This is a genomic window from Cryobacterium sp. TMT2-15-1, from assembly GCF_004402345.1.
Classification (GTDB): domain Bacteria; phylum Actinomycetota; class Actinomycetes; order Actinomycetales; family Microbacteriaceae; genus Cryobacterium; species Cryobacterium sandaracinum.
Genome location: NZ_SOGD01000044.1, coordinates 41,066 through 60,837 on the forward strand (window position 1 = coordinate 41,066; position 19,772 = coordinate 60,837).

19 protein-coding genes are annotated in these 19,772 nt (G+C 69.4%); 3 read left to right on the top strand and 16 right to left on the bottom strand.

What is annotated here, in order from left to right:
• Positions 1-26 precede the first annotated feature (26 nt).
• Genes der through E3O62_RS12055 form a run of 7 tightly spaced genes read right to left on the bottom strand, consistent with a single transcriptional unit; the run spans position 27 to position 6,410 of the window.
• A complete protein-coding gene (der, locus tag E3O62_RS12025; protein WP_134395788.1) occupies positions 27-1,544 on the bottom strand; it encodes a ribosome biogenesis GTPase Der in 1,518 nt (505 codons plus the stop codon).
• On the bottom strand, positions 1,541-2,227 hold the full coding sequence (cmk, locus tag E3O62_RS12030; RefSeq protein ID WP_134398665.1) for a (d)CMP kinase: 687 nt from the start codon (positions 2,225-2,227) through the stop codon (positions 1,541-1,543). Before cmk ends, der begins: the two co-directional genes overlap by 4 nt.
• Before the next feature lie 2 nt (positions 2,228-2,229).
• The gene (locus E3O62_RS12035; protein ID WP_134398666.1) at positions 2,230-3,312 is read right to left on the bottom strand and encodes a prephenate dehydrogenase; all 1,083 of its coding nucleotides are present in this window, start codon (positions 3,310-3,312) and stop codon (positions 2,230-2,232) included.
• A gap of 19 nt (positions 3,313-3,331) precedes the next feature.
• Positions 3,332-4,129 (bottom strand): pseudouridine synthase, encoded by a 798-nt coding sequence (locus E3O62_RS12040; RefSeq protein WP_134398667.1) that lies wholly within the window; start codon positions 4,127-4,129, stop codon positions 3,332-3,334.
• Positions 4,126-4,704: an SMC-Scp complex subunit ScpB gene (locus tag E3O62_RS12045; RefSeq protein ID WP_370448925.1), complete on the bottom strand. Its 579-nt coding sequence runs from the start codon at positions 4,702-4,704 to the stop codon at positions 4,126-4,128. Before E3O62_RS12045 ends, E3O62_RS12040 begins: the two co-directional genes overlap by 4 nt.
• Before the next feature lie 25 nt (positions 4,705-4,729).
• A complete protein-coding gene (locus E3O62_RS12050; protein WP_134398669.1) occupies positions 4,730-5,539 on the bottom strand; it encodes a ScpA family protein in 810 nt (269 codons plus the stop codon).
• Positions 5,523-6,410, bottom strand: a complete 888-nt coding sequence (locus E3O62_RS12055; RefSeq protein ID WP_233191344.1) for a ParA family protein — start codon at positions 6,408-6,410, stop codon at positions 5,523-5,525. The genes E3O62_RS12050 and E3O62_RS12055 overlap by 17 nt, the downstream gene beginning before the upstream one ends.
• 185 nt (positions 6,411-6,595) lie before the next feature.
• On the opposite strand from E3O62_RS12055, the gene E3O62_RS12060 reads away from it, so the two are divergent.
• Together E3O62_RS12060 and E3O62_RS16605 are read left to right on the top strand one after the other, a co-directional pair.
• On the top strand, positions 6,596-7,867 hold the full coding sequence (locus E3O62_RS12060; RefSeq protein WP_241973468.1) for a glycosyltransferase: 1,272 nt from the start codon (positions 6,596-6,598) through the stop codon (positions 7,865-7,867).
• A 32-nt stretch (positions 7,868-7,899) separates the two neighbouring features.
• Positions 7,900-8,652, top strand: coding sequence for a PIG-L family deacetylase (locus E3O62_RS16605; RefSeq protein ID WP_166786475.1), 753 nt, complete (start codon positions 7,900-7,902; stop codon positions 8,650-8,652).
• Between the two features lie 564 nt (positions 8,653-9,216).
• Here E3O62_RS16605 and xerD read toward each other — a convergent pair.
• The 9 genes from xerD to E3O62_RS12105 all read right to left on the bottom strand — a co-directional run bounded on the left by xerD (position 9,217) and on the right by E3O62_RS12105 (position 18,322).
• The gene (gene xerD / locus E3O62_RS12070; RefSeq protein ID WP_370448924.1) at positions 9,217-10,323 is read right to left on the bottom strand and encodes a site-specific tyrosine recombinase XerD; all 1,107 of its coding nucleotides are present in this window, start codon (positions 10,321-10,323) and stop codon (positions 9,217-9,219) included.
• A gap of 22 nt (positions 10,324-10,345) precedes the next feature.
• A complete protein-coding gene (locus tag E3O62_RS12075; protein WP_134395847.1) occupies positions 10,346-10,972 on the bottom strand; it encodes an NUDIX hydrolase in 627 nt (208 codons plus the stop codon).
• Between the two features lie 55 nt (positions 10,973-11,027).
• A complete protein-coding gene (locus tag E3O62_RS12080) occupies positions 11,028-12,776 on the bottom strand; it encodes a CTP synthase (RefSeq protein WP_134395774.1) in 1,749 nt (582 codons plus the stop codon).
• Between the two features lie 11 nt (positions 12,777-12,787).
• Positions 12,788-14,485, bottom strand: coding sequence for a DNA repair protein RecN (gene recN, locus E3O62_RS12085; RefSeq protein ID WP_134398672.1), 1,698 nt, complete (start codon positions 14,483-14,485; stop codon positions 12,788-12,790).
• A 9-nt stretch (positions 14,486-14,494) separates the two neighbouring features.
• Positions 14,495-15,415, bottom strand: a complete 921-nt coding sequence (locus E3O62_RS12090) for an NAD kinase (RefSeq protein WP_134395770.1) — start codon at positions 15,413-15,415, stop codon at positions 14,495-14,497.
• Positions 15,412-16,218 (bottom strand): TlyA family RNA methyltransferase, encoded by an 807-nt coding sequence (locus E3O62_RS12095; RefSeq protein WP_134398679.1) that lies wholly within the window; start codon positions 16,216-16,218, stop codon positions 15,412-15,414. Before E3O62_RS12095 ends, E3O62_RS12090 begins: the two co-directional genes overlap by 4 nt.
• 86 nt (positions 16,219-16,304) lie before the next feature.
• Entirely contained in the window at positions 16,305-16,475 is a 171-nt protein-coding gene (locus tag E3O62_RS16610; protein WP_166786473.1) for a hypothetical protein, read from the bottom strand.
• 10 nt (positions 16,476-16,485) lie between these two features.
• Complete coding sequence (locus E3O62_RS12100) at positions 16,486-17,517, bottom strand: HAD-IIA family hydrolase (RefSeq protein WP_241973469.1); 1,032 nt, start codon at positions 17,515-17,517, stop codon at positions 16,486-16,488.
• The gene (locus E3O62_RS12105) at positions 17,492-18,322 is read right to left on the bottom strand and encodes a hypothetical protein (protein ID WP_241973470.1); all 831 of its coding nucleotides are present in this window, start codon (positions 18,320-18,322) and stop codon (positions 17,492-17,494) included. The genes E3O62_RS12100 and E3O62_RS12105 overlap by 26 nt, the downstream gene beginning before the upstream one ends.
• Between E3O62_RS12105 and E3O62_RS12110 the strand changes: the two genes are divergently transcribed.
• Positions 18,287-19,228: a hypothetical protein gene (locus E3O62_RS12110; RefSeq protein WP_134398674.1), complete on the top strand. Its 942-nt coding sequence runs from the start codon at positions 18,287-18,289 to the stop codon at positions 19,226-19,228. The two genes, E3O62_RS12105 and E3O62_RS12110, sit on opposite strands and share 36 nt — an antisense overlap.
• The last annotated feature ends 544 nt before the right edge of the window (positions 19,229-19,772 follow it).

Below are 19,772 nucleotides of genomic sequence, written 5' to 3' on the forward strand. Positions count from 1 at the left end.
AGCGCTGAGCGTTCAGCGCAAACCGGCTAGCGCTTGCGCTTCTCGCGCACGCGCATGCTGATGTTGATCGGGCTTCCCTCGAAGCCGTAGACCTCGCGCAGGCGACGCTGGATGTAGCGTCGGTAGCCCGGGTCGAGGAACCCGGTGGTGAAGATGACGAAGGTCGGCGGGCGGCTGGACGCCTGGGTGCCGAACAGGATGCGAGGCTGCTTGCCGCTGCGCACGGGGTGCGGGTGCGACGCGGCCAGCTCGGCGAGGAACGCGTTGAACTTTCCCGTGGCGATGCGGGTGTCCCAGGCCTCGAGAGCGGTCTCGAGGGCCGGAACGAGCTTCTCCATGTGGCGGCCGGTCTTGGCCGAGATGTTCACCCGCGGAGCCCAGGACACGTGTGCCAGGTCCTGCTCGATTTCACGTTCCAGGTAGCGGCGACGGTCGTCGTCGATCTGGTCCCACTTGTTGAAGGCCAGCACGAGGGCGCGACCGGATTCGAGCACCAGGTCGATCACGCGCACGTCCTGCTCGCTGATCACCTCGGTCACGTCGATCAGAACCACGGCCACCTCGGCCTTTTCGAGGGCGGCGCTGGTGCGCAGCGAGGCGTAGAAGTCGGCGCCCTGGGAGAGGTGTACGCGACGACGGATGCCGGCCGTGTCGACAAAGCGCCACACCCTGCCGCCGAGCTCAACCTGCTCGTCGACGGGGTCGCGCGTGGTGCCGGCGAGCTCGTTGACAACAACGCGCTCCTCGCCGACGACCTTGTTCAGCAGGCTCGACTTGCCCACGTTCGGTCGGCCGAGGATCGCGACGCGGCGCGGTCCGCCGACTTCCTGCTTGGCGACGGCGGAGATCTCGGGGAGTTCCTCGAGGATCGCGTCGAGGAGGTCGGCGACGCCGCGGCCGTGCAGGGCCGAGACAGGCCACGGCTGGCCGAGGCCGAGCGCCCAAAGGCTCGCGGCCTCCGGCTCCTGGCGGATGTCGTCGACCTTGTTGGCGACGAGGAAGACGGGCTTGCCGGCCTTGCGCAGCAGGCGCACGACGGCCTCGTCGGTGGAGGTCGGCCCCACGTTGGCGTCGACGACGAACATGACAACGTCGCAGAGTTCGATGGCGAGTTCGGCCTGGGCGGCGACCGAGGCGTCGATGCCCTTGGCGTCGGGCTCCCAGCCGCCGGTGTCGACGAGGCTGAAGCGGCGTTCGTGCCATTCGCCCTTGTAGGTGACGCGGTCGCGGGTCACGCCGGGGGTGTCCTCCACGACGGCCTCGCGGCGGCCGAGGATGCGGTTCACGAGCGCTGACTTGCCCACGTTCGGGCGGCCGACGATGGCGATGACCGGCAGGGCCGGCAGGTACTGGATGGCGTCGGGGTCTTCCGTCACCGTGTCGAGAACGTCGAAGTCCTCGTCATCGAGGTCGTACTCGTTGAGTCCCGTGCGGAGCGCGGCGGCGCGTTGCGTCACCAGGTCGTCGTCGAGGTCGTCCAAGCGCGTCACCAGTTCGGTGTCGAGGTCGGGGATCGTGTCGTCGAAGTCGTTGTTGTTGGTCATGCGATGGCCTCGCGGTAGGTATTGATGACGTCGAGGACCGCGTCAATGGTCTGTTCGAAGTCGAGATGGGTGGAGTCGACGGTGGTCACTCCGTCTGCGGCGCTCATGAATTCGACTACCTGTGAGTCAGCGCGATCCCTCGATCGCAACTGTTCTGCCACGGTTTCAGCCGACTGGGTCGATATTTCCGCAGAGCGCCTAGTCATTCTAGCCTCCTCGGAAGCCGTGAGCAGTATGCGGATCTCTGCGGTGGGGGCGACCACGGTGGTGATGTCCCGGCCCTCGATCACGATTCCGGTGCGCTTGGAGCTTGCCGCGATGGCGCGGAACAGCTCCGTCAGGTGCGTGCGCACCTCCGGGATGCGGGCCAGGGAGCTGACGATGGCGGAGACGGCGGGGTCGCGGATCGCGTCGGTGACATCCGCCTGGCCGACCCGAACGACGTGCTCGTCGGGGGCGATACCGATGGTGTAGTCGAAGTCGCCCAGGGCGGCCACGACGGCGTCGGTGTTCTCCGGGTCGATGCCCCGGTCGCTGACGAACCAGGCGAAGGCCCGGTAGGCGGCGCCCGTGTCGAGGTAGTCGAAGCCGATGCGCCTGGCGGCGGCGCGGCTGACGCTGGACTTGCCGCTGCCGGCCGGCCCGTCGATGGCGACGATGTGGGGGCTTGAGTGACGACCCATGATTAACCAGCAATCCGCCAGCCGCGGGCGGCCAGCTCTTCGGTGAGGCGACCAACGGCCTCAGGGAGAACAGAAATTTCGGCCAGGCCCAGTTGGGCGCCCGGTGAGTGCTCGAGGCGGAGGTCTTCGAGGTTGACCCCGACCTCGCCGACCTCGTTGAGGAGTCGGGCCAGCTGCCCGGGGGTGTCGTCGACCATCACGCTCAGCGACACGAAACGGCGGTCCTGGCCGTGCTTGCCGGGCAGGCGGGCCACCCCGGCGTTACCGCCGGCGAGTTCCTCGGCCACCTTGCGGCGCGCGCCCGGTGCGGCCGGGGCTTCCAAGGCGTCGATGAAGCGGTCGAGGTCGTTGCGGTAGGCCAGCAGGATGTCCCGCACGGGTTCGGCGTTCGCGCCGAGGATCTGCACCCACAGCTCGGGGTCGCTGGCCGCGACGCGGGTCACGTCGCGCAGACCCTGGCCGGCGAGATTGAGGGCCGAGCCGGCGGCATCCGTCAACCGGCGAGCCATGATCGTGGAGACGACCTGCGGCACGTGGGAGATCAGCGCCACGGCACGGTCGTGCTCCTCGGGGCTCATCTCGACCAGGATCGCGCCGAGGTCGAGGATCAGGTCGTCGATCGCGGTGGCCTGCTGGTAGCTGATCGCGTCGTGCGCGGCCACCACCCAGGGGCGCCCGACGAAGAGGTCGGCGCGGCCGGCGAGGGGTCCCCCGCGTTCGCGGCCGGCCATCGGGTGACCGCCGATGTAGCGGGACACGTCGGCGCCCAGCTCGCGCAACTCCTGCAGCGGGGCGAGCTTGACGCTCGCGACATCCGTCACGATCGCCCGCGGGTAGGCGGCCAGCTCACGCGCGACGATCTCGGCCGTCACGTCGGGCGGCACGCAGACCACGATCAGTTGCGGCAGGTCGCCGGCCGTGGCGGCGCGGCCGGCGCCGTAGTCGACGGCGATGCTGAGGTTGGTCGGCGACGCGTCGGCGAGGATGACGTCGATGCCGCGCGCGCGGAGGCCCAGGCCGATGCTGGTGCCGAGCAGGCCGGCGCCCACGACGCGCACGGGCCCGATCAGGCGAGATTCAACCACTGGAACTCCTGACCAGGGCCTAGATCTTGGTTTCGGCCCGCGACACGGTGAGCAGCTGCCCGAGTTCGACCTTGGTCAGGTCGCGCACGGCGCCCACCCGGAGCGTGCCGAGGTGCAGCGGGCCGAACTGGCGGCGCACGAGGTCGACGACGGGGTGGCCAACGGACTCCATCATGCGGCGCACGATACGATTGCGGCCGGAGTGCAGGGTGAGCTCGACCAGGCTGAAGCCGTCACCGGGAGGGCTGGTCAGGATGCGCGCCTTGTCGGCGGAGATGGGCCCGTCGTCGAGTTCGATGCCGCTCTGCAGCAGCTGGATGGTCTGCGCCGACACGCGGCCCTCGACCTTGGCGATGTAGGTCTTCAAGACCCCGAACGACGGATGCGCGAGCACGTGCGCGAGATCGCCGTCGTTGGTCAGGATCAGCAGGCCGCTCGTCATCGCGTCGAGGCGGCCCACGTTGAACAGGCGCTCGTCGAATTGGTCGGTGAACTCGCGCAAGTCGGGGCGTCCACTCTCGTCCTGCATCGACGAGACCACGCCGACGGGCTTGTTCAGCATCACGTAGCGGCGGCTGGTGTCCAGCTGCACGGCGACGTTGTCGACCATGATCAGGTCGGAGTCGGGGTGGATCCGGCGGCCCAGTTCGGTGACGACCTTGCCGTTCACGCGCACGCGGCCGGCGGCGATCATCTCCTCGGAGACTCGGCGGGAGGCGACGCCGGCGGAGGCCATGACCTTCTGCAGGCGCACGCCGTCGGCGGCGGCCTCGGGGTTGGTGGGTGTCCCCTGAATCCCCTGATTGTCGTTAGTCATGGCAGTTCCTCAAATCCGTTCGCGCCGTCATTGAGCAACGGCGATAGGTAGGGCAACTCGTCGAGCGAGTTGATTCCGAGCTGGGCTAGCAGAAGGTCTGTGGTGCCGTAATTGATCGCACCGGTCTCACTGTCGGTGAACGCTTCGGTGATCAGACCGCGGCCGAGCAGCGTGCGCACGACCGAATCCACATTAACGGCACGAATCGAGGCTACAGCCCCGCGGCTGATCGGTTGCTTGTAGGCGATCACGGCGAGGGTCTCCAGGGCCGCCTGCGACAGCCGGCTCGGGTTCTGGGTGACCACGAAGTCGGCCACAGTCACATCGTGCTCGGGCCGCACGTAGATGCGCCAGCCGCCGGCCACCTCGCGCAGCTCGAAGCCGCGGCGCACGGTGCCGGCGAGGCCGTCGAAGTCGGCCACGAGCCGGGCGACGGATGCCCGCACCTCCTCCAGCGTGCCATCGACCGCCGCGGCGAGCTGCAGCAGCCCCTGCGGTTCGTCGGCGACCATCAGGATGGCCTCGAGGGTGCGCTCGAGCGGAGGTTCTGTGTTCATAGTCGTGTCACTGCTCATAGTCGTGTCACTGCTCATAGTCGTGTCACTGCTCATAGTCGGCTCCGAGGTTGGCGAGGGTGTCGTCGGTCCAGGTCTCGGCACTCCAGTGCAGGCTGAGGTCGCCGAGCGGCACGAGCTGGTCGAAAGAGATGGCGTCGAGGCGGTACAACTCGAGCACGGCCAGGAAACGGGCGATCACGACGCCCTTCACCTCGGCGCCCACGATCAGCTCGCGGAACGTGAGCGTGTCGGCGGCGCGCAGCATCCGTACCACGTAGGCCGCCTGTTCACGAATGCTGACCAGCGGCGCGTGCAGGTGGTCGAGCCCCACGCCGGGCAGAACCCGCGGGGTGAGTGCGAGGGCGGCCAGGGCGGCGAAGTCGCCGAGGGAGAGAGTCCAGACCAGCTCGGGGGTCTGGCGACGGAATTTCTCCTCCAGCCGCACCGCCCGCACGTGCCGGGTGGACTCGGCGTCGAGCCGGCCCTGGAACCAGGCGCTCGCGCTCTTGAAGGCCCGGTACTGCAGCAGCCGGGCGAACAGGAGGTCGCGGGCCTCGAGCAGGGCCACGTCTTCGGCGTCGACAAGCTCACCCTGCGGCAGCAGCCCGACGACCTTGAGGTCGAGAAGGGTGGCCGCGACCACCAGGAACTCGGTGGCCTGGTCGAGCTCTTCGTCCTGGTCGAGGCCGCGCAGGTAGGCGATGAACTCGTCCGTGACCCGGCTCAGGGAGATCTCGGTGATGTCGAGTTCGTGCTTGCCGATCAGGGACAGGAGCAGGTCGAACGGACCCTCGAAGTTGCCGAGGGCGACCGAAAACGACTTCGGTGCGGCCGCGTCAGGCGACGGCGCCACGCTGGATCAGTTCCCGCGCCGCCTGCTTGTAGGCCTTGGCGGCCGCGTGCTCGGGTGCGAATTCGGTGATCGGGACGCCGGCGACGCTCGCGTCGGGGAACTTGACCGTGCGGCCGATGACCGTCTCGAGCACACTGTCGCCGAACGCGTCGACGACCCTCTCGAGCACCTCGCGGGAGTGCAGGGTGCGGGAGTCGAACATGGTCGCCAGGATGCCGTCGAGTTCGATGGCCGGGTTGAGCCGGTCCCGCACCTTGTCGATGGTCTCGATCAGGAGCGCCACACCGCGGAGGGCGAAAAACTCGCACTCGAGCGGGATGAGTACGCCGTGGCTGGCCGTGAGCGCGTTGACGGTAAGGATGCCCAGCGATGGCTGGCAGTCGATCAGGATGACGTCGTAGTCGCCGGAGATCTTGCGCAGCACTCGGGCCAGGATCTGTTCGCGGGCGACCTCGTTGACGAGGTGCACCTCCGCGGCGGACAGGTCGATGTTGGCCGGGATGATGTCGAGGTTGTGCACCGACGTCTTCTGGATGGCGTCGTGCGGGCTGACCGAGCCGCTCAGCAGAAGGTCATAGATGGTGGTGACGTCGTGGGTGGGCACACCGAGACCGGCGGAGAGGGCGCCTTGCGGGTCGAAGTCGATGGCGAGCACGCGGCGGCCGTAGCCGGCGAGGGCGGCCCCCAGGTTGATGGTGGTCGTCGTCTTGCCGACGCCGCCCTTCTGGTTGCACAGCGAAATGATGCGCGCCGGGCCATGACTGGGCAGAACCGCGGGTTCGTCGAAGTCGCGCTTGGGTCGGCCCGTCGCACCGACCGGTACCTCGTCTAAACCGGAAAGTCGTGTCCGGTCATCCTGCTTGCGCGCCACTGAGATGTCCTCGATCCGTCTTACACCTGTCACTGTCTCCACTGTAGCGATCGGATCGGGCATGTTGCGGCACGGATCGCCGAAAACCGCAGGTCTGCCGCGCGAATCCGGCGTTTCCGGGTGCCTGGGCGGTCTCAAATCTTGGGAGCAGGGTCGGTCACAGCCTCGTGCGTTAAGATTTCCGAGTGCCTCAGCTACTCACTCCCCTCCGTATCGCGCTCGTTTGCCTGCACACCTCCCCGGGCGCCGAGCCCGGCTCGGGCGACGCGGGCGGAATGAACGTGGTCGTGCGGCACCAGGCGGAGGCTCTGGCATCCGCCGGCCACCACGTCGAGATCCTCACCCGCCGCTCCTCCCCCGGGTCGGAGACCGCGCAACTGAGCCCGGGCGTGACGCTCCGCTTCCTCGACGCCGGACCGGCCCGTCCCGTGCCGAAGGGCGACCACGAGGGGTTCATCGACGCGTTCCGCGTGCAGATGGATGCGCTCGGTCCGTACGACGTCATCCACTCGCACCATTGGTTCTCGGGCATGGCGGCGCTGCCGCTCGCACGCCGCCGGGGCACCCCGCACGTGCAGAGCTTCCACAGCATCGCCGCCGACGCGTCGACGCCGCTGTCGGCGGGCGAGCGCCCCGAGTCCCCCGGGCGTATGGCCGGCGAGGCCTGGCTGGCGCAGGAGTCGGATGCCCTGGTCGCCATCAGCGAGGCCGAGGCCGACACCATCGTGCAGCGGCTCGGCGGTGCGCCCGAGCGCATCTCGATCGTGCTGCCGGGGGTGGACGGCATTCTGTTCCGGCCCACGGACATCCGGAATGTCGGTGCCGCCGGGGCTGGGGCTGCCGAGCTTTCTGGACCGATCGACATCCGCGGGTACGCGGTCGTCGCAGGGCGCCTGCAGCCGCTGAAGGGCCTCGACCTCGCGATCGAGGCGATCGCCGCCGTGCCGGAGCCGATCCGGCCCGAACTCGTGATCGCCGGCGACGCGTCGGCCGACTACGACGGCTATATCGACGAGCTTCGGTCCCTCGCGGCCCGGCACGGAATCGAGCGCAATGTGCGTTTCGTGGGTCCGCAGTCCCGCGTGGACCTGGCTCTGCTGCTGAGCGGCGCTCGGGTCGTTCTCGTACCCTCGCACAGCGAAACGTATGGGCTCGTGGCGCTGGAAGCGGCCGCGAGCGGTGTTCCCGTCGTCGCCGCGGCGGCCGGCGGACTGCGCGAGGCGGTGCTCGACGGCGACACCGGCGTGGTGCTGGACTCGCGCGACCCGAAGGTCTGGGCCGGCGCGCTCACGCAGATTCTCTCGAACCCCGCGTTCGCCCGGCGTCTGTCGCTCGCCGCGCGCGAGCGGGCCGAGCACCTGGACTGGCCGCGGTCGGCAGAAGGCCTCGTGACCGTGTACCGGGCGCTCATGCGCCCCGGTGCCGGCGACCGCCGCCCCTCGCTGCTCAGCGCGTGAGTCTGCTGGACGGAGTTCCCAGTGTTCTGTTCGTGCACGCTCATCCCGATGACGAAACCATTGCGACGGGTGCGCTGATTGCGGAAGTGGTGGCCCGGGGCATCCGGGTGTCGCTGCTGACCGCCACACGCGGCGAGCAGGGCGAGGTCGTGCGCGGGCCGCTGTCGGTGCTCGAGGGCACGGATGAGCTCACCCGGGAACGCGAACGGGAGCTCGCCGGCGCCGCGACGGCCCTCGGCATCGACGGGCGGTTCTGGCTGGGAACGCCGCCCGCGCGCGCCGCGGGCCTTGAGCCGCGCGCGTACCGGGACTCGGGCATGACCTGGATCCGTCCTGGGCTGGCCGGGCCGGCCGACGACATCGACGGCGACGCCCTGGTGCGGGCGCCGCTCGGCGACGTGACCGCGGATGTGGCCGCGCTGATCGGGCAGCTTCGGCCTGCCCTCGTGATCAGCTACGACAACGCTGGCGGGTACGGGCATCCGGATCACGTCCGCATGCACGAGGCGGCGGTTGCCGGTAGTCGTTTGGCGGGGGTCGCGTTTGCCGAGGTGGTGCAGGTGGGGGTGGATGGTGCTCCATCGGGTGCGGGTGCGGCGGGTGCTGCCGATGCTGCGGGTGCTGCGGGTGCTGCCGAGTGGTTCGACCTGTCGGCGCACCTCGCGACGGTCACGGCTGCCCTGCGCTGCCACGCGAGCCAGCTCACCGTCGACGGTGACCACATCGTGCACTCCGGCGGGCAGCGCGAGCCGATCATCACCGTGGTGGGGCTGCGGCTGCTCTGAGGTCGGCCGCACCGACCTGCGCCCGTCTGCGGGGTCTGCGCTGGCTTCCGCTGGTCAGCCGCCGGCCTGGTGTGTGGCCCCTCGTGCATCACTCCTGCAAATCCTGCGGAATAGGCCCGAAAACACGGTGGAACCGGCTCCCGGCAGCCAAATTGCCGGAGTTAGCCAGGGAGGGCGCCGAGACTCCGACGGCTGACGCCGCGGGTGACGGATGCCCCGCGCGGCGGATGCCCCGCGCGGCGAACCCGACCGCAACTGTTGCCGTTCCGGACGATTGTTGCCAGTACGCGGGCAACAGCTGTCCGGAACGGGAACAGTTAGGCGGGGTTGGGCTATTTATCCCGGACCGGCGGGGCCGTCGCAGCCGCGAGCGTGGGCGGCAATCGGCATCCGTCGTCACGTAAGTTCGGAGATAATCGCGACACGCCGCATTCGGTGGCCGCTTGAACGGAATGTCCCGGAAAGCTCAAACGTCAGCGGCGCGCGGCGGCCCCGGCCGCGACTGTTGCCGTTCCGGACGATTGTTGCCAGTACGTGGGCAACAGCTGTCCGGAACGGGAACAGTTAGGCGGGGTTGGGGTCCGGGTGCGGCGAGAGCGGCGAGACCGGCGAGAGCGGCGAGACAGGCGAGACCGGCGGGACCGGCGGGACCGGCGGGACCGGCGAGACCACGGGCGCCGTGCGGGACACCCGCGCCCGCGGATGCGCCGTCGTGTACATGTCGCGCAGGGTATCCGCGGTGACGAGCGTGTAGATCTGGGTGGTGGCCACCGAGGAGTGGCCGAGCAGCTCCTGAACCACGCGCACATCGGCCCCGCCCTCGAGCAGGTGCGTCGCGAAAGAGTGCCGCAGCGTGTGCGGCGAGACGTGCCCCTCGAGGCCGGCGCGTTCGGCCGCGGCCCGGATGATCAACCACGCGTTCTGCCGGCTGAGCCTCCTGCCGCGCAGTCCCAAGAACAGGGCCGGCGTCGCCGGTCCACGGGCGGAGAGCAGCGGTCTCCCCCGCACCAGGAACGTGTCGATGGCCGCGCGCGCGTAACTGCCGACCGGCACGATGCGCTGCTTGTCGCCCTTGCCGGTGAGGCGCACCACCTCGGGATCGAGCACATCGTCCACATTGAGGTTGACCACCTCCGAGACGCGGGCGCCCGTGGCGTAGAGCAGCTCGAGCAGCGCCTTGTCGCGCAGGTTGTGCACCTCGTCGCCGTCGGTCGCCGCGAGCAACAGCGTGACCTGTTCGATCGAAATGGCCTTGGGCAGCCGGGTGCCGAGCTTCGGCGGCTTGGACTCGTGGGCGACATCCGTGTCGACCACGCCCTCCTCGAGCAGAAATCGGTGAAACCCGCGAACGGTCGAGAGGATGCGCGCGATCGACGCCGCGGTCAGCGGCGACTCCTCGCGGGATCCCAAGAACCGCACGTAGTCGGAGATGTGCTGCCGGGTGACGTCGGCGAGTCCGGTCAACCCGACAGCGGCAAGCCACCGGCTGTAGATGGCCAGGTCACGCCGGTAGGCGGACACCGTGTTGGTGCTCAGGCCGCGTTCGATCGCGATGTGCCGCAGATACGAGTCCACGGCCGCCGCGACGACCCCACCGGCAACTCCCGGAGCAGGCGGACCGCCCACACCCGTGACGCCCCGGCCAGCAGGAACACCGGCCGCACCGCTCACACCACCAGTCGAGGCCAACCGGTCACACCGTGTGGTCCCAATTGACCGGATGCCGCGGCCACGGCTCATCCGCCGCCCCGAGAGTGCTCCAGCCACGCGCGCGGGCTGCCTGGGCGGCGAGCACCCCGATCACCAGCGGCGGGTTCTGCACCCGGCGGGCCAGCACGGCATCGACACAGTCATCGAGCGGCACCCAGCGCACCTCGATGTCGGCTTCCTCCTCGGTACGTTCGAAGACCTCCGGAGCCGCGGCGAGGCCGCGCGCCAGGTAGATGCGGATGACCTCGTTGCTGCCGCCGGGCGAGGTGGCGAACTCACCGAGCACATTCCACTCGGTGGCGACGAGGTCGGCCTCCTCGGCCAGCTCGCGCTGGGCTCCGACGAGCGGATGCTCGCCGTCTTCGTCGAGCAACCCGGCCGGCAGCTCCCAATCGCGCGTGCGCACGGGGTGCCGGTACTGCTTGATCAGCAGCACCTGGTTGTGCTCGTCGAGGGCGAGGATCGCCACGGCGCCCGGGTGGTCCAGGTACTCGCGCATGATGCCGGAGCCGTTATAGCCGAAGGTGTCGCGGCGGACATCCCACACCTTGCCGTCGAAGGCGATCTCGGTGGCTGTGACCGGGGCGAATGCGGGCTCGTCCGCCAGCATGGACGGGTCCGAGCCGGTGGAGTTGTCGGCGCTGACCGATCCCTCGGCCACGGCGTCAGACAACTGCCGGGACGTCGAGATCGTCGACGGCGTCGGACGCCTCGACCTCGAACAGGCGGCTGGCCTGCTGGCGGGCCAGGGCCGCGCTGATCAGGCCACGGAACAACGGATGCGCGTGGCTGGGCCGGCTGCGCAGCTCCGGGTGCGCCTGCGTACCGACGTAGAACGGGTGCTCCTCGCGCTTCAGCTCGACGTACTCGACCAGGTGGCGGTCGGGTGAGGTACCCGAGAACCACAGGCCGGCATCCGCGATCTGAGAGCGGAACGCGTTGTTGACCTCGTAGCGGTGGCGGTGACGTTCGGACGCCTCGGAGGCACCGTAGAGCTCGGCCACGATGGATCCCTCGGCCAGGGCGGCCGGGTAGAGGCCCAGGCGCATGGTGCCACCCAGGTCGCCGCCCGCGATGATCTCGACCTGCTCTTCCATGGTCGCGATCACCGGGAACTCGGTGTCCTCGTCGAACTCCGAGGAGGATGCGCCGGTGAGGCCGGCCTTGTTGCGGGCGTATTCGATGACCATGCACTGCAGGCCCAGGCAGAGGCCGAGCACGGGGACGCCGTTCTCGCGGGCGAACTTGAGGGCGCCGAGCTTGCCCTCGATGCCGCGCACGCCGAAGCCGCCGGGAACGCAGATGCCGTCGAGCTCTCCGAGCAGGCGGTTCGCGCCCTCCTCGGTCTCGCAGTCGTCGGAGGCGATCCAGGTGACTTGGACCCTGGTCTGGTTGGCGAATCCGCCGGCGCGCAGCGCTTCGGTGACCGACAGGTAGGCGTCGGGCAGGTCGATGTACTTGCCGACCAGTCCGATGGTGACGGTGTGCTGGGGCTCGCGCACGGCGTCGAGCACCTTCTGCCAACCGGTCCAGTCGACGCTAGTGACGGGCAGGCCGAGATGGTCGGTGATGTACTTGTCCAGGCCCTGGTCGTGCAGCATGGTGGGGATCTCGTAGATGCTCGGCACGTCGACCGCGTTGACCACGGCGTCTTCGTCGACGTCGCACATCAGCGCGATCTTGCGCTTGTTCGAGTCGGAGACGGGCCGGTCGCTGCGCAGCACGAGCGCATCCGGTTGGATGCCGATGGAACGCAGGGCGGCGACGGAATGCTGGGTGGGCTTGGTCTTCTGCTCCCCCGCGGCGCCGAGGAACGGCACCAGCGAGACGTGCACGAAGAAGACGTTGTTGCGGCCGAGTTCGTGGCGTACCTGGCGTGCCGCCTCGAGGAACGGCTGGGACTCGATGTCGCCGACCGTGCCGCCGATCTCGGAGATGATCACGTCGGGGCGCAGCTCGTCGCTGGCCTGCAGGCGCATGCGGCGCTTGATCTCGTCGGTGATGTGCGGGATGACCTGCACGGTGTCGCCGAGGTACTCGCCGCGGCGTTCCTTGGCGATCACCTGCGAGTAGACCTGGCCGGTCGTGACGTTCGCGGCCTGGTTGAGGTTGATATCGAGGAACCGCTCGTAGTGCCCGATGTCCAGGTCGGTCTCAGCACCGTCGTCGGTCACGAAGACCTCGCCGTGCTGAAACGGGTTCATCGTGCCGGGGTCCACGTTGAGATAGGGGTCCAGCTTCTGCATGACCACGCGGAGTCCGCTGGCCGTGAGGAGATTGCCGAGGCTCGCCGCCGTCAGGCCCTTGCCCAAAGAAGAAACGACACCACCGGTCACAAAGATGTGTCGTGTCGTGTCGTTGCGTACTGATTCGTCCGTGCTTTTATTTTCCACCACGGGCTTCGACTCTAGCATTGAGGGCTGACCTATCGGTTGGCGCGGGCGAGGTTCATGAGCTCCCGGGCATGTTCGAGTCCGCTCGCGGAATCGGGCAGGCCGGAGAGCAGGCGGGCCATTTCGGCGGCACGCTCGTCGCCGTGCAGCTGGCGCACGCTGCTGGCGGTGACGGAGCCGTCGCTGTCCTTGACGACGCTGAGGTGGTTGCCGGCGAACGCGGCCACCTGGGCAAGATGGGTGACCACGATCACCTGGGCGGTTTCGGCGAGCCGGGCCAGCCGGCGGCCGATCTCGATCGCCGCGGCGCCGCCCACGCCGGCGTCGACCTCGTCGAAGACGAAGGTCGGCACCGGGTCGGCCTGGTTGATGACGACCTCGATCGCAAGCATCACCCGGGACAGTTCGCCACCGGAGGCCCCGCGGGCCAGCGACCGTGGCTCCGCCCCCGCGTGCGGGCGCAGCAGAATCTTCACGAGGTCGCGTCCGGTGGCGGTGATCTCGGCCCGGCCGTCGACCTCGACCAGCAACGACGCGTTCGGCATGGCCAGGGCGGCCAGTTCGGCGGTGACGGCCGCACCCAGGGCCTCTGCGGCAGCGCGACGGATGCCGGTGAGCTGGTCGGCGAGGCCGTCGGTCGACTGGCGTGCGGCATCCGTTTCGGTGCGGAGCGTGTCGATGCGGTCGGAGTCGCTGTCGAGTTCGAGCAGGCGGGCACTGCCGGTGTCGAGGAAGTCGATGGCTTCGTCAAGGCCGCCCGCGTACTTGCGGGCCAGGCCGGTGAGCTCCGAGCGGCGCTCCTGGACGACCTCGAGTTCGCGGGCACCATCGGCGTCGAGGCCGGCCAGGTAGCTGGAGAGCTGCGCGGCGATGTCGGCAACCAGGAAGCCGGCGTTCGCGAGTGCCTCGGCCAGGGGCGGCAGGGCCGGGTCGTGCTCGCCGGCCCGTTCGAGCTGGCGCCGGGCGGACTCGAGCAGGGCGACGGCGTCGGGCATCTCGTCGGGGTTCTCCTCGGCGGAGAGCAGCTCCCGGGCCTGGGCGGCCGCGATGCGCAGCTCCTCGAGGTTGCCGAGGCGTTCGGCGCGTTCGCTGAGCGACTCGTCTTCGCCGCGCTGCGGGGCGACGAGTTCGATCTCGTCGATGGCGGCACGCAGCGTGTCGGCCTCGCGGGCGCGCTGGTCCTGCTCGTCGACGAGTCGGTCGAGCTCGCCCTGGTGGCCCTGCCAGCGGTGGTAGGCCCGCTGGAACAGGTCGAGGGTGTCGGCGAGCGTCGGCCCGGCGAAGCGGTCCAGGGCTGCAGCCTGGGCGACGGCCGAACGCAGACGCACCTGGTCGGACTGGCCGTGCACGACCACGAGCTCGCCACCGAGGTCACTGAGCACGCCGGCGGGGGCGCTGCGCCCGCCGACCACGGCCCGGCTGCGTCCCTCTGCGGACACCGAGCGGCTGAGGATGAGTTCGGGTCCGTCGAGGTCTCCGCCGGCGTCCCGCACGCGGGTGGCGACGGTGCCGTCGGCGGGGATCAGCCAGCGGCCCTCGACCCAGCTCTGCGGCTGGCCCTGCCGCACCAGTCCGGGGTCGGCACGCTGGCCGAGCAGCAGGCCGAGGGCGGTGACGACCATGGTTTTGCCGGCGCCGGTCTCGCCGGTCACGGCGGTGAATCCGGGGCCGAGCGGCAGGGTGGCCTCGGCAATGACACCGAGGTCACGGATGACGAGTTCCTCGATCATGCGGAACTCCTATTCACGGCCGACCGGGCCTCTCCAGCCCGTGACGGGCAGGTTGAATTTGTTGACCAGTCGGTCGGTGAACGGGCCGCTGTGCAGGCGGGCCAGGCGAACGGGAATCGGTGAACGGCGCACGATCACGCGGGAGCCCGGCGGCAGGTCGTGCACGCGGCGGCCGTCGGCGCAGAGCACCGCGGCCCCGCCGGTGCGGGCGAGCACCTCCACGGCGAGCGACGAGTCCGGGCCCACGACGAGCGGGCGGGCGAAGAGGGCGTGGGCGCTGAGCGGCACCAGCAGCAGCGCGTCGAGCGTCGGCCAGACGATCGGGCCGCCACCCGAGAAGGCGTAGGCGGTGGAGCCCGTGGGGGTGGACATGACCACGCCGTCGCAGCCGAAGGAGGAGAGCGGGCGGCCGTCGACCTCGATGACGACCTCGAGCATCCGTTCACGGCTGGATTTCTCGACTGTGGCCTCGTTCAACGCCCAGGTCTCGTAGATCACCTGATCGCCGAGCTTGACCCGAACGGCGAGGGCCATGCGTTCCTCGACCAGGTAGTCGCGCAGCAGGGCCCGGCGCACGGCCTCACCGAGGTCGTCGCGCTCGCTCTCGGCGAGGAAGCCTACGTGGCCGAGGTTGATGCCGAGCAGTGGGGCCGAGCAGCCGCGCACGATTTCGGCGGCACGCAGGATGGTGCCGTCGCCGCCGAGCACGATCACGAGTTCGAGTTCGGTGGTCGCGACGCCCTCGTGCAGGATCGCGATCTGGTCGTCGAGGTCCGGGCAGTGCGCGAGCAGGTCGGCGCGCTCGTTGCGGGCCAGAACCGGCACGGCTCCGGCGGCCAGCAGCTGCTGGCAGACGGTGACGGCGGCCTCGAGGGAATCCGTGCGGCCGGTGTGCGCGACGACGAGGATGTTGCGTGGTGCTGCACTCATTTAGTCACTCCCACCAGCGCCGTTGTGCGTTCGATCCATTCTGTCGGATTGCTGCCGACCGCGCTCGACAGCCAGCACAGGTACTCGCGGTTTCCGGCGCCTCCGGCGATAGGCGAGGCGATCAAACCGTTCGTCTTGAGGCCGAGGTCCCACGCCGCCCAGAGCACACCGGCAATCGCGTCGGCGCGGAGGCCCGGATCGTGCACGATGCCCTCGCGGATACTGCCCTTGCCGACCTCGAATTGCGGCTTGATCAGCAGCACGAAGTCGGCACCGTCGGCGGCGGTCGCCACCAGGGCCGGCAGGACGGTGGTCAGGGAGATGAAGGAGAGGTCCGCCACGACCAGGTCGGCGCGCTGCGGCACGCCGGAGGCGGCCGCGATCTTCTCGGCCGTGGCGTAGCGCAGGTTGAACCCCTCGACGAGCACGAGTCGCGGCTCGGTCGCCAGCTGCGGGGCCAGTTGCCCGTGCCCCACATCCACCCCGATGACCTGGCCGGCGCCGCGTTCGAGCAGCACCTGGCTGAAGCCGCCCGTGGACGCACCGGCGTCGAGCACCGTGCGGCCCTCCACCGGAATGGCGAAGGCGTCGAGGGCGGCGATGAGTTTGTGGGCGCCGCGGCTGACGTAGTGGTCGGTGGCCGCCACCTCGATCAGCTGGGTGTCCCGCACCTTGGCGGATGCCTTGACGACGGGCGTGCCGTCGACCGTGACCAGTCCGCCCACGATCAGCTGCGCGGCGACGGTGCGGGACCGGGCCAGACCGCGCTCGGCGATGGCCGAGTCGAGGCGCTGGTCGGGCATCCGCTCGTCGGCAACGCCGGGGTCACTGGCACTGGTGTCGGGGGCGTCATCATCGGGGGCGTCCATCGGGGTTCCGTCGACGTCGGTCATGAGTGGCTCGCCCGGGGAACGTCTCCCCCTTCGAGGTGGCCCCGCAGCCCGTCGTGCTCCTGAACGTACGCGGCGGCGCGCTCCTCGAGGGGCAGGTCTTCGATCGCGGCGAGCCTCGCGGGAAGATCCTGGGTTACGTCGTCCGTCGTCACGTGGGGCTGATTCACCCTCTCCACGTTACCGTCCGAGATACAGTCGCTCCGGAACAGTGAGCCCGTAGATGGGCCGACCGGATGCCCAGATCACGGCGCAGGCGGCGCGGAGCAGGTTGATCGCCCCGTCACCCTCGGCCACGATCGTGACGTCGGCGCCGACAATGCGCACCGTCGCCCCGTTCACCGTGGCGGAGGAGCCGTCCTTGGAGAACACCGTCTGCGGGTAGGGCTCGTGCAGCTGGCGCAGGTCGTCGAGGATATAGGTCGGCCGCGACTGGGCGTCGGCGGCCAGGGTCTGCTTGGCCTTGTCGATGCCGGTGAGCACCAGTGCGGCCGGAATGCCGGCCCGGTTCGCGCCGAGGATGTCGGTGTCGAGGCGGTCGCCGATGAACAGGGGCGCCTGCGCCTCGAAGCGGGTGACGGCCTCGGTGAAGATGGCCACCTCGGGCTTGCCGGCCACGATCGGCAGGCGACCGACGGCGATGTGCACGGCGGAGACGAGGGTGCCGTTGCCGGGCGCGATCCCCCGGGCCACCGGGATGGTCCAGTCGGTGTTCGTGGCGATCCACGGGATCTCCACTCCATCCTCGTTCGGGTGCAGGGCGAACGCGGCCTCGGCCAGGTCCTTCCAGCCGAGGTCGGGCGAGAAGCCCTGGATCACGGCGGCCGGAGCGTCATCCGCCGAGCGGGTGACGACGAAGCCACCCTTCTCGACCTCGGTCAGCAGGCCTTCGCCGCCGATCACGAGAATGCGCGATCCGGCCGGCACCTCATCCGCGAGCAGACGCACGGCGGCCTGCGGTGAGGTCACGACATCCGTCGCCACCGTGTGCAGGCCCAGTTCGGATAGGTGGTCCGCCACGGACTGGTCGGTGCGGGACGCGTTGTTGGTGAGGTAGCCGACCCGCATGGTTTCCGCCGCACGGTTCAAGCTCTCGACCGCGAACGGGATGGCCGCCGGACCGGCGTAGACCACGCCGTCCAGGTCGGCCAGAACCACGTCGACGCCGGTGAGCGGGGTGACCGGCTCAGGCACGCGGCGACGCCTGAGCATCGTGCTCCGCCTCGTCGGTGGAGTCGTCGGCGTCATCCGCGAACTCTTCGTCCGAAACGTCGGTCGCGTCGTCGTCGTCGGTGTCGTCGGGCTCTTCCTCGTCGATCTCGAGGATCTCCATGGTCTCGTCGAAATCGGTCACGCCGGACACGGCAGCGTCGGCCCGTTCGGCCCGCTCGTTCCACAGTTCGGCCTCGTCGTCGCGGCCCAGCTCGCCGAGAACCTCGGCGTAGGCGGCGAACAGCTCGGCGCTGTAAGAGAACGCGGTCTTCGGGTCCAGCTGCGGGATCTCGAGCTCGCTGAGCGCGGCCTCCGTCTCGCCGAGGTCCAGACGCGCCCCGGACATGGCGATCGCCAGGGCAACCTGAACGGATGCCGGCAGCGAGGCGCGCTCAACGGAGCGTCCCAGCTCTAGCGCCCGGTCCGGGCGGCCCACGCCGCGCTCACTGTCCACCATCAGCGCAAGCTGATCGTTGGAACCGGAGATGCGGCGATAGGTGCGCAGTTCTCGCAGCGCCAGGGCAAAGTCGCCCGTGGCGTAGGCGGTGATCGCGAGGCTCTCGCGCACCACGGCGATCCGGCCGGCACGACGGGCAGCCGACAGGACGTGGCGGTGAGCCAGCTCGGGGTCTTCGTCGATGACGCGGGCCGCCATGGCCAGGTGGCGGCCGACGGCCTCGGCGTTGTCCTTGCTGAGGGTCTTGAGCTCGTTGCGGGCGATCCGGTCGAGGTCCTGCGACGTGATGTCGTCGGGCAGCTCGGGGTCGTCGTGGCGCGGGCGCACCGAACGAAGCTCGCGCTGCATGCGCTGCTCTTCGGTCATCTCCTCTTCGACGACACGGGCATCGCGGTCACCGCGGGCCGGGGCACCGTCACGGGTCCACAGCTTCTTACCAGCGTCTCCGCGCGGGGCTCCGGCACGGTTCGGCGAACCGCCGCGCTGGGTCCAGGGCTTCTCGCCGCCCTGCTGCGGGCGATCGCTGCGCTCGGGACGGGCGCCGTCCTTGGCCCAGGGCTTGCGCTCCCCGCCGCCGGAGGGACGATCGGAGTTGCCCCGGTACGGAGGACGCTCACCCTGCTGCGGACGATCAGAGTTGCCCCGGTAGCCACCGGCAGAGGGACGGTCCGAGTTACCACGGTAGGGGGGACGCTCACCCTGCTGCGGACGCTCGGAGTTGCCCCGGTGAGGAGGACGCTCGCCACCCTGCGGGCGTTCAGACTTGCCCCGGTAAGGAGGACGCTCGCCACCCTGCGGGCGTTCAGAGTTGCCCCGGTAGCCACCGGTAGAGGGACGGTCCGAGTTGCCACGGTAAGGGGGACGCTCACCCTGCTGGGGACGGTCAGTATTGCCACGGTAAGGGGGACGCTCACCATCACGCTGGGGACGGTCCGAGTTGCCACGGTAACCTCCCGTGGCCGGGCGGTCGGAGTTGCCGCGATAGGGAGGACGCTCACCATCACGCTGCGGACGCTCGGTATTGCCACGGTACGGAGGACGCTCGCCACCGTTGGACGGACGCTCGGAATTTCCACGGTAACCGCCCGTGGAGGGACGATCGGAGTTCCCGCGGTAGGGAGGACGCTCGCCACCCTGCTTTGGACGCTCGGAATTACCGCGGTAAGGGGGACGCTCACCGTCACGCTGCGGACGGTCGGAACGGCCCTGGTAACCCCCGTTGGAACGACGATCGTCTCGTCCGCCGTCGCGTGATTCGTTGTCGTGCGTTCCTGAAGGGCTCACTGTGTCTCCTGTGTAATTTGACCTGTCATTTCGACAGACCTATCAAGACTAACTCAACGCCAAATGACCACCCGTCTGGGAGGTCATTTTGGTCGATTCCGTTCACCTCCGGCGGTGTCATACCGGGCCGCGGCGAGTGTCCCCTTTCCGGTCGAGAGTGGTGGCTCTACGGGCACTTTCGACCGGACGGAGACACTCACTCCGGCTTACCGCAGGGAAATTACCTCGAGGGTGGCCAGCTGTCGTCGGTGGAGGTGTGCCCTCCCCACGGGGTGGCGAGGTTCGTGCCGCCCGGTGTGGAGGTGAGCGCCCGGTGTGGAGGTGGGCGCAGGTAGAGCGTGCGTCGACTTTCAAAGGATGCGCCGGCGGGGCGGCTTGGCCGGGCCGTGTGTGTGTGGCTAACTCAGGACATCCGTTGCCCGCCGTGACCGGCTGCCGCGGATCGGTGCGGCACGGGTGCGGATGCCCGGCGCGGCCTGGTTGGATCTCCTGAGTTGGCCACGACCGCTACCGG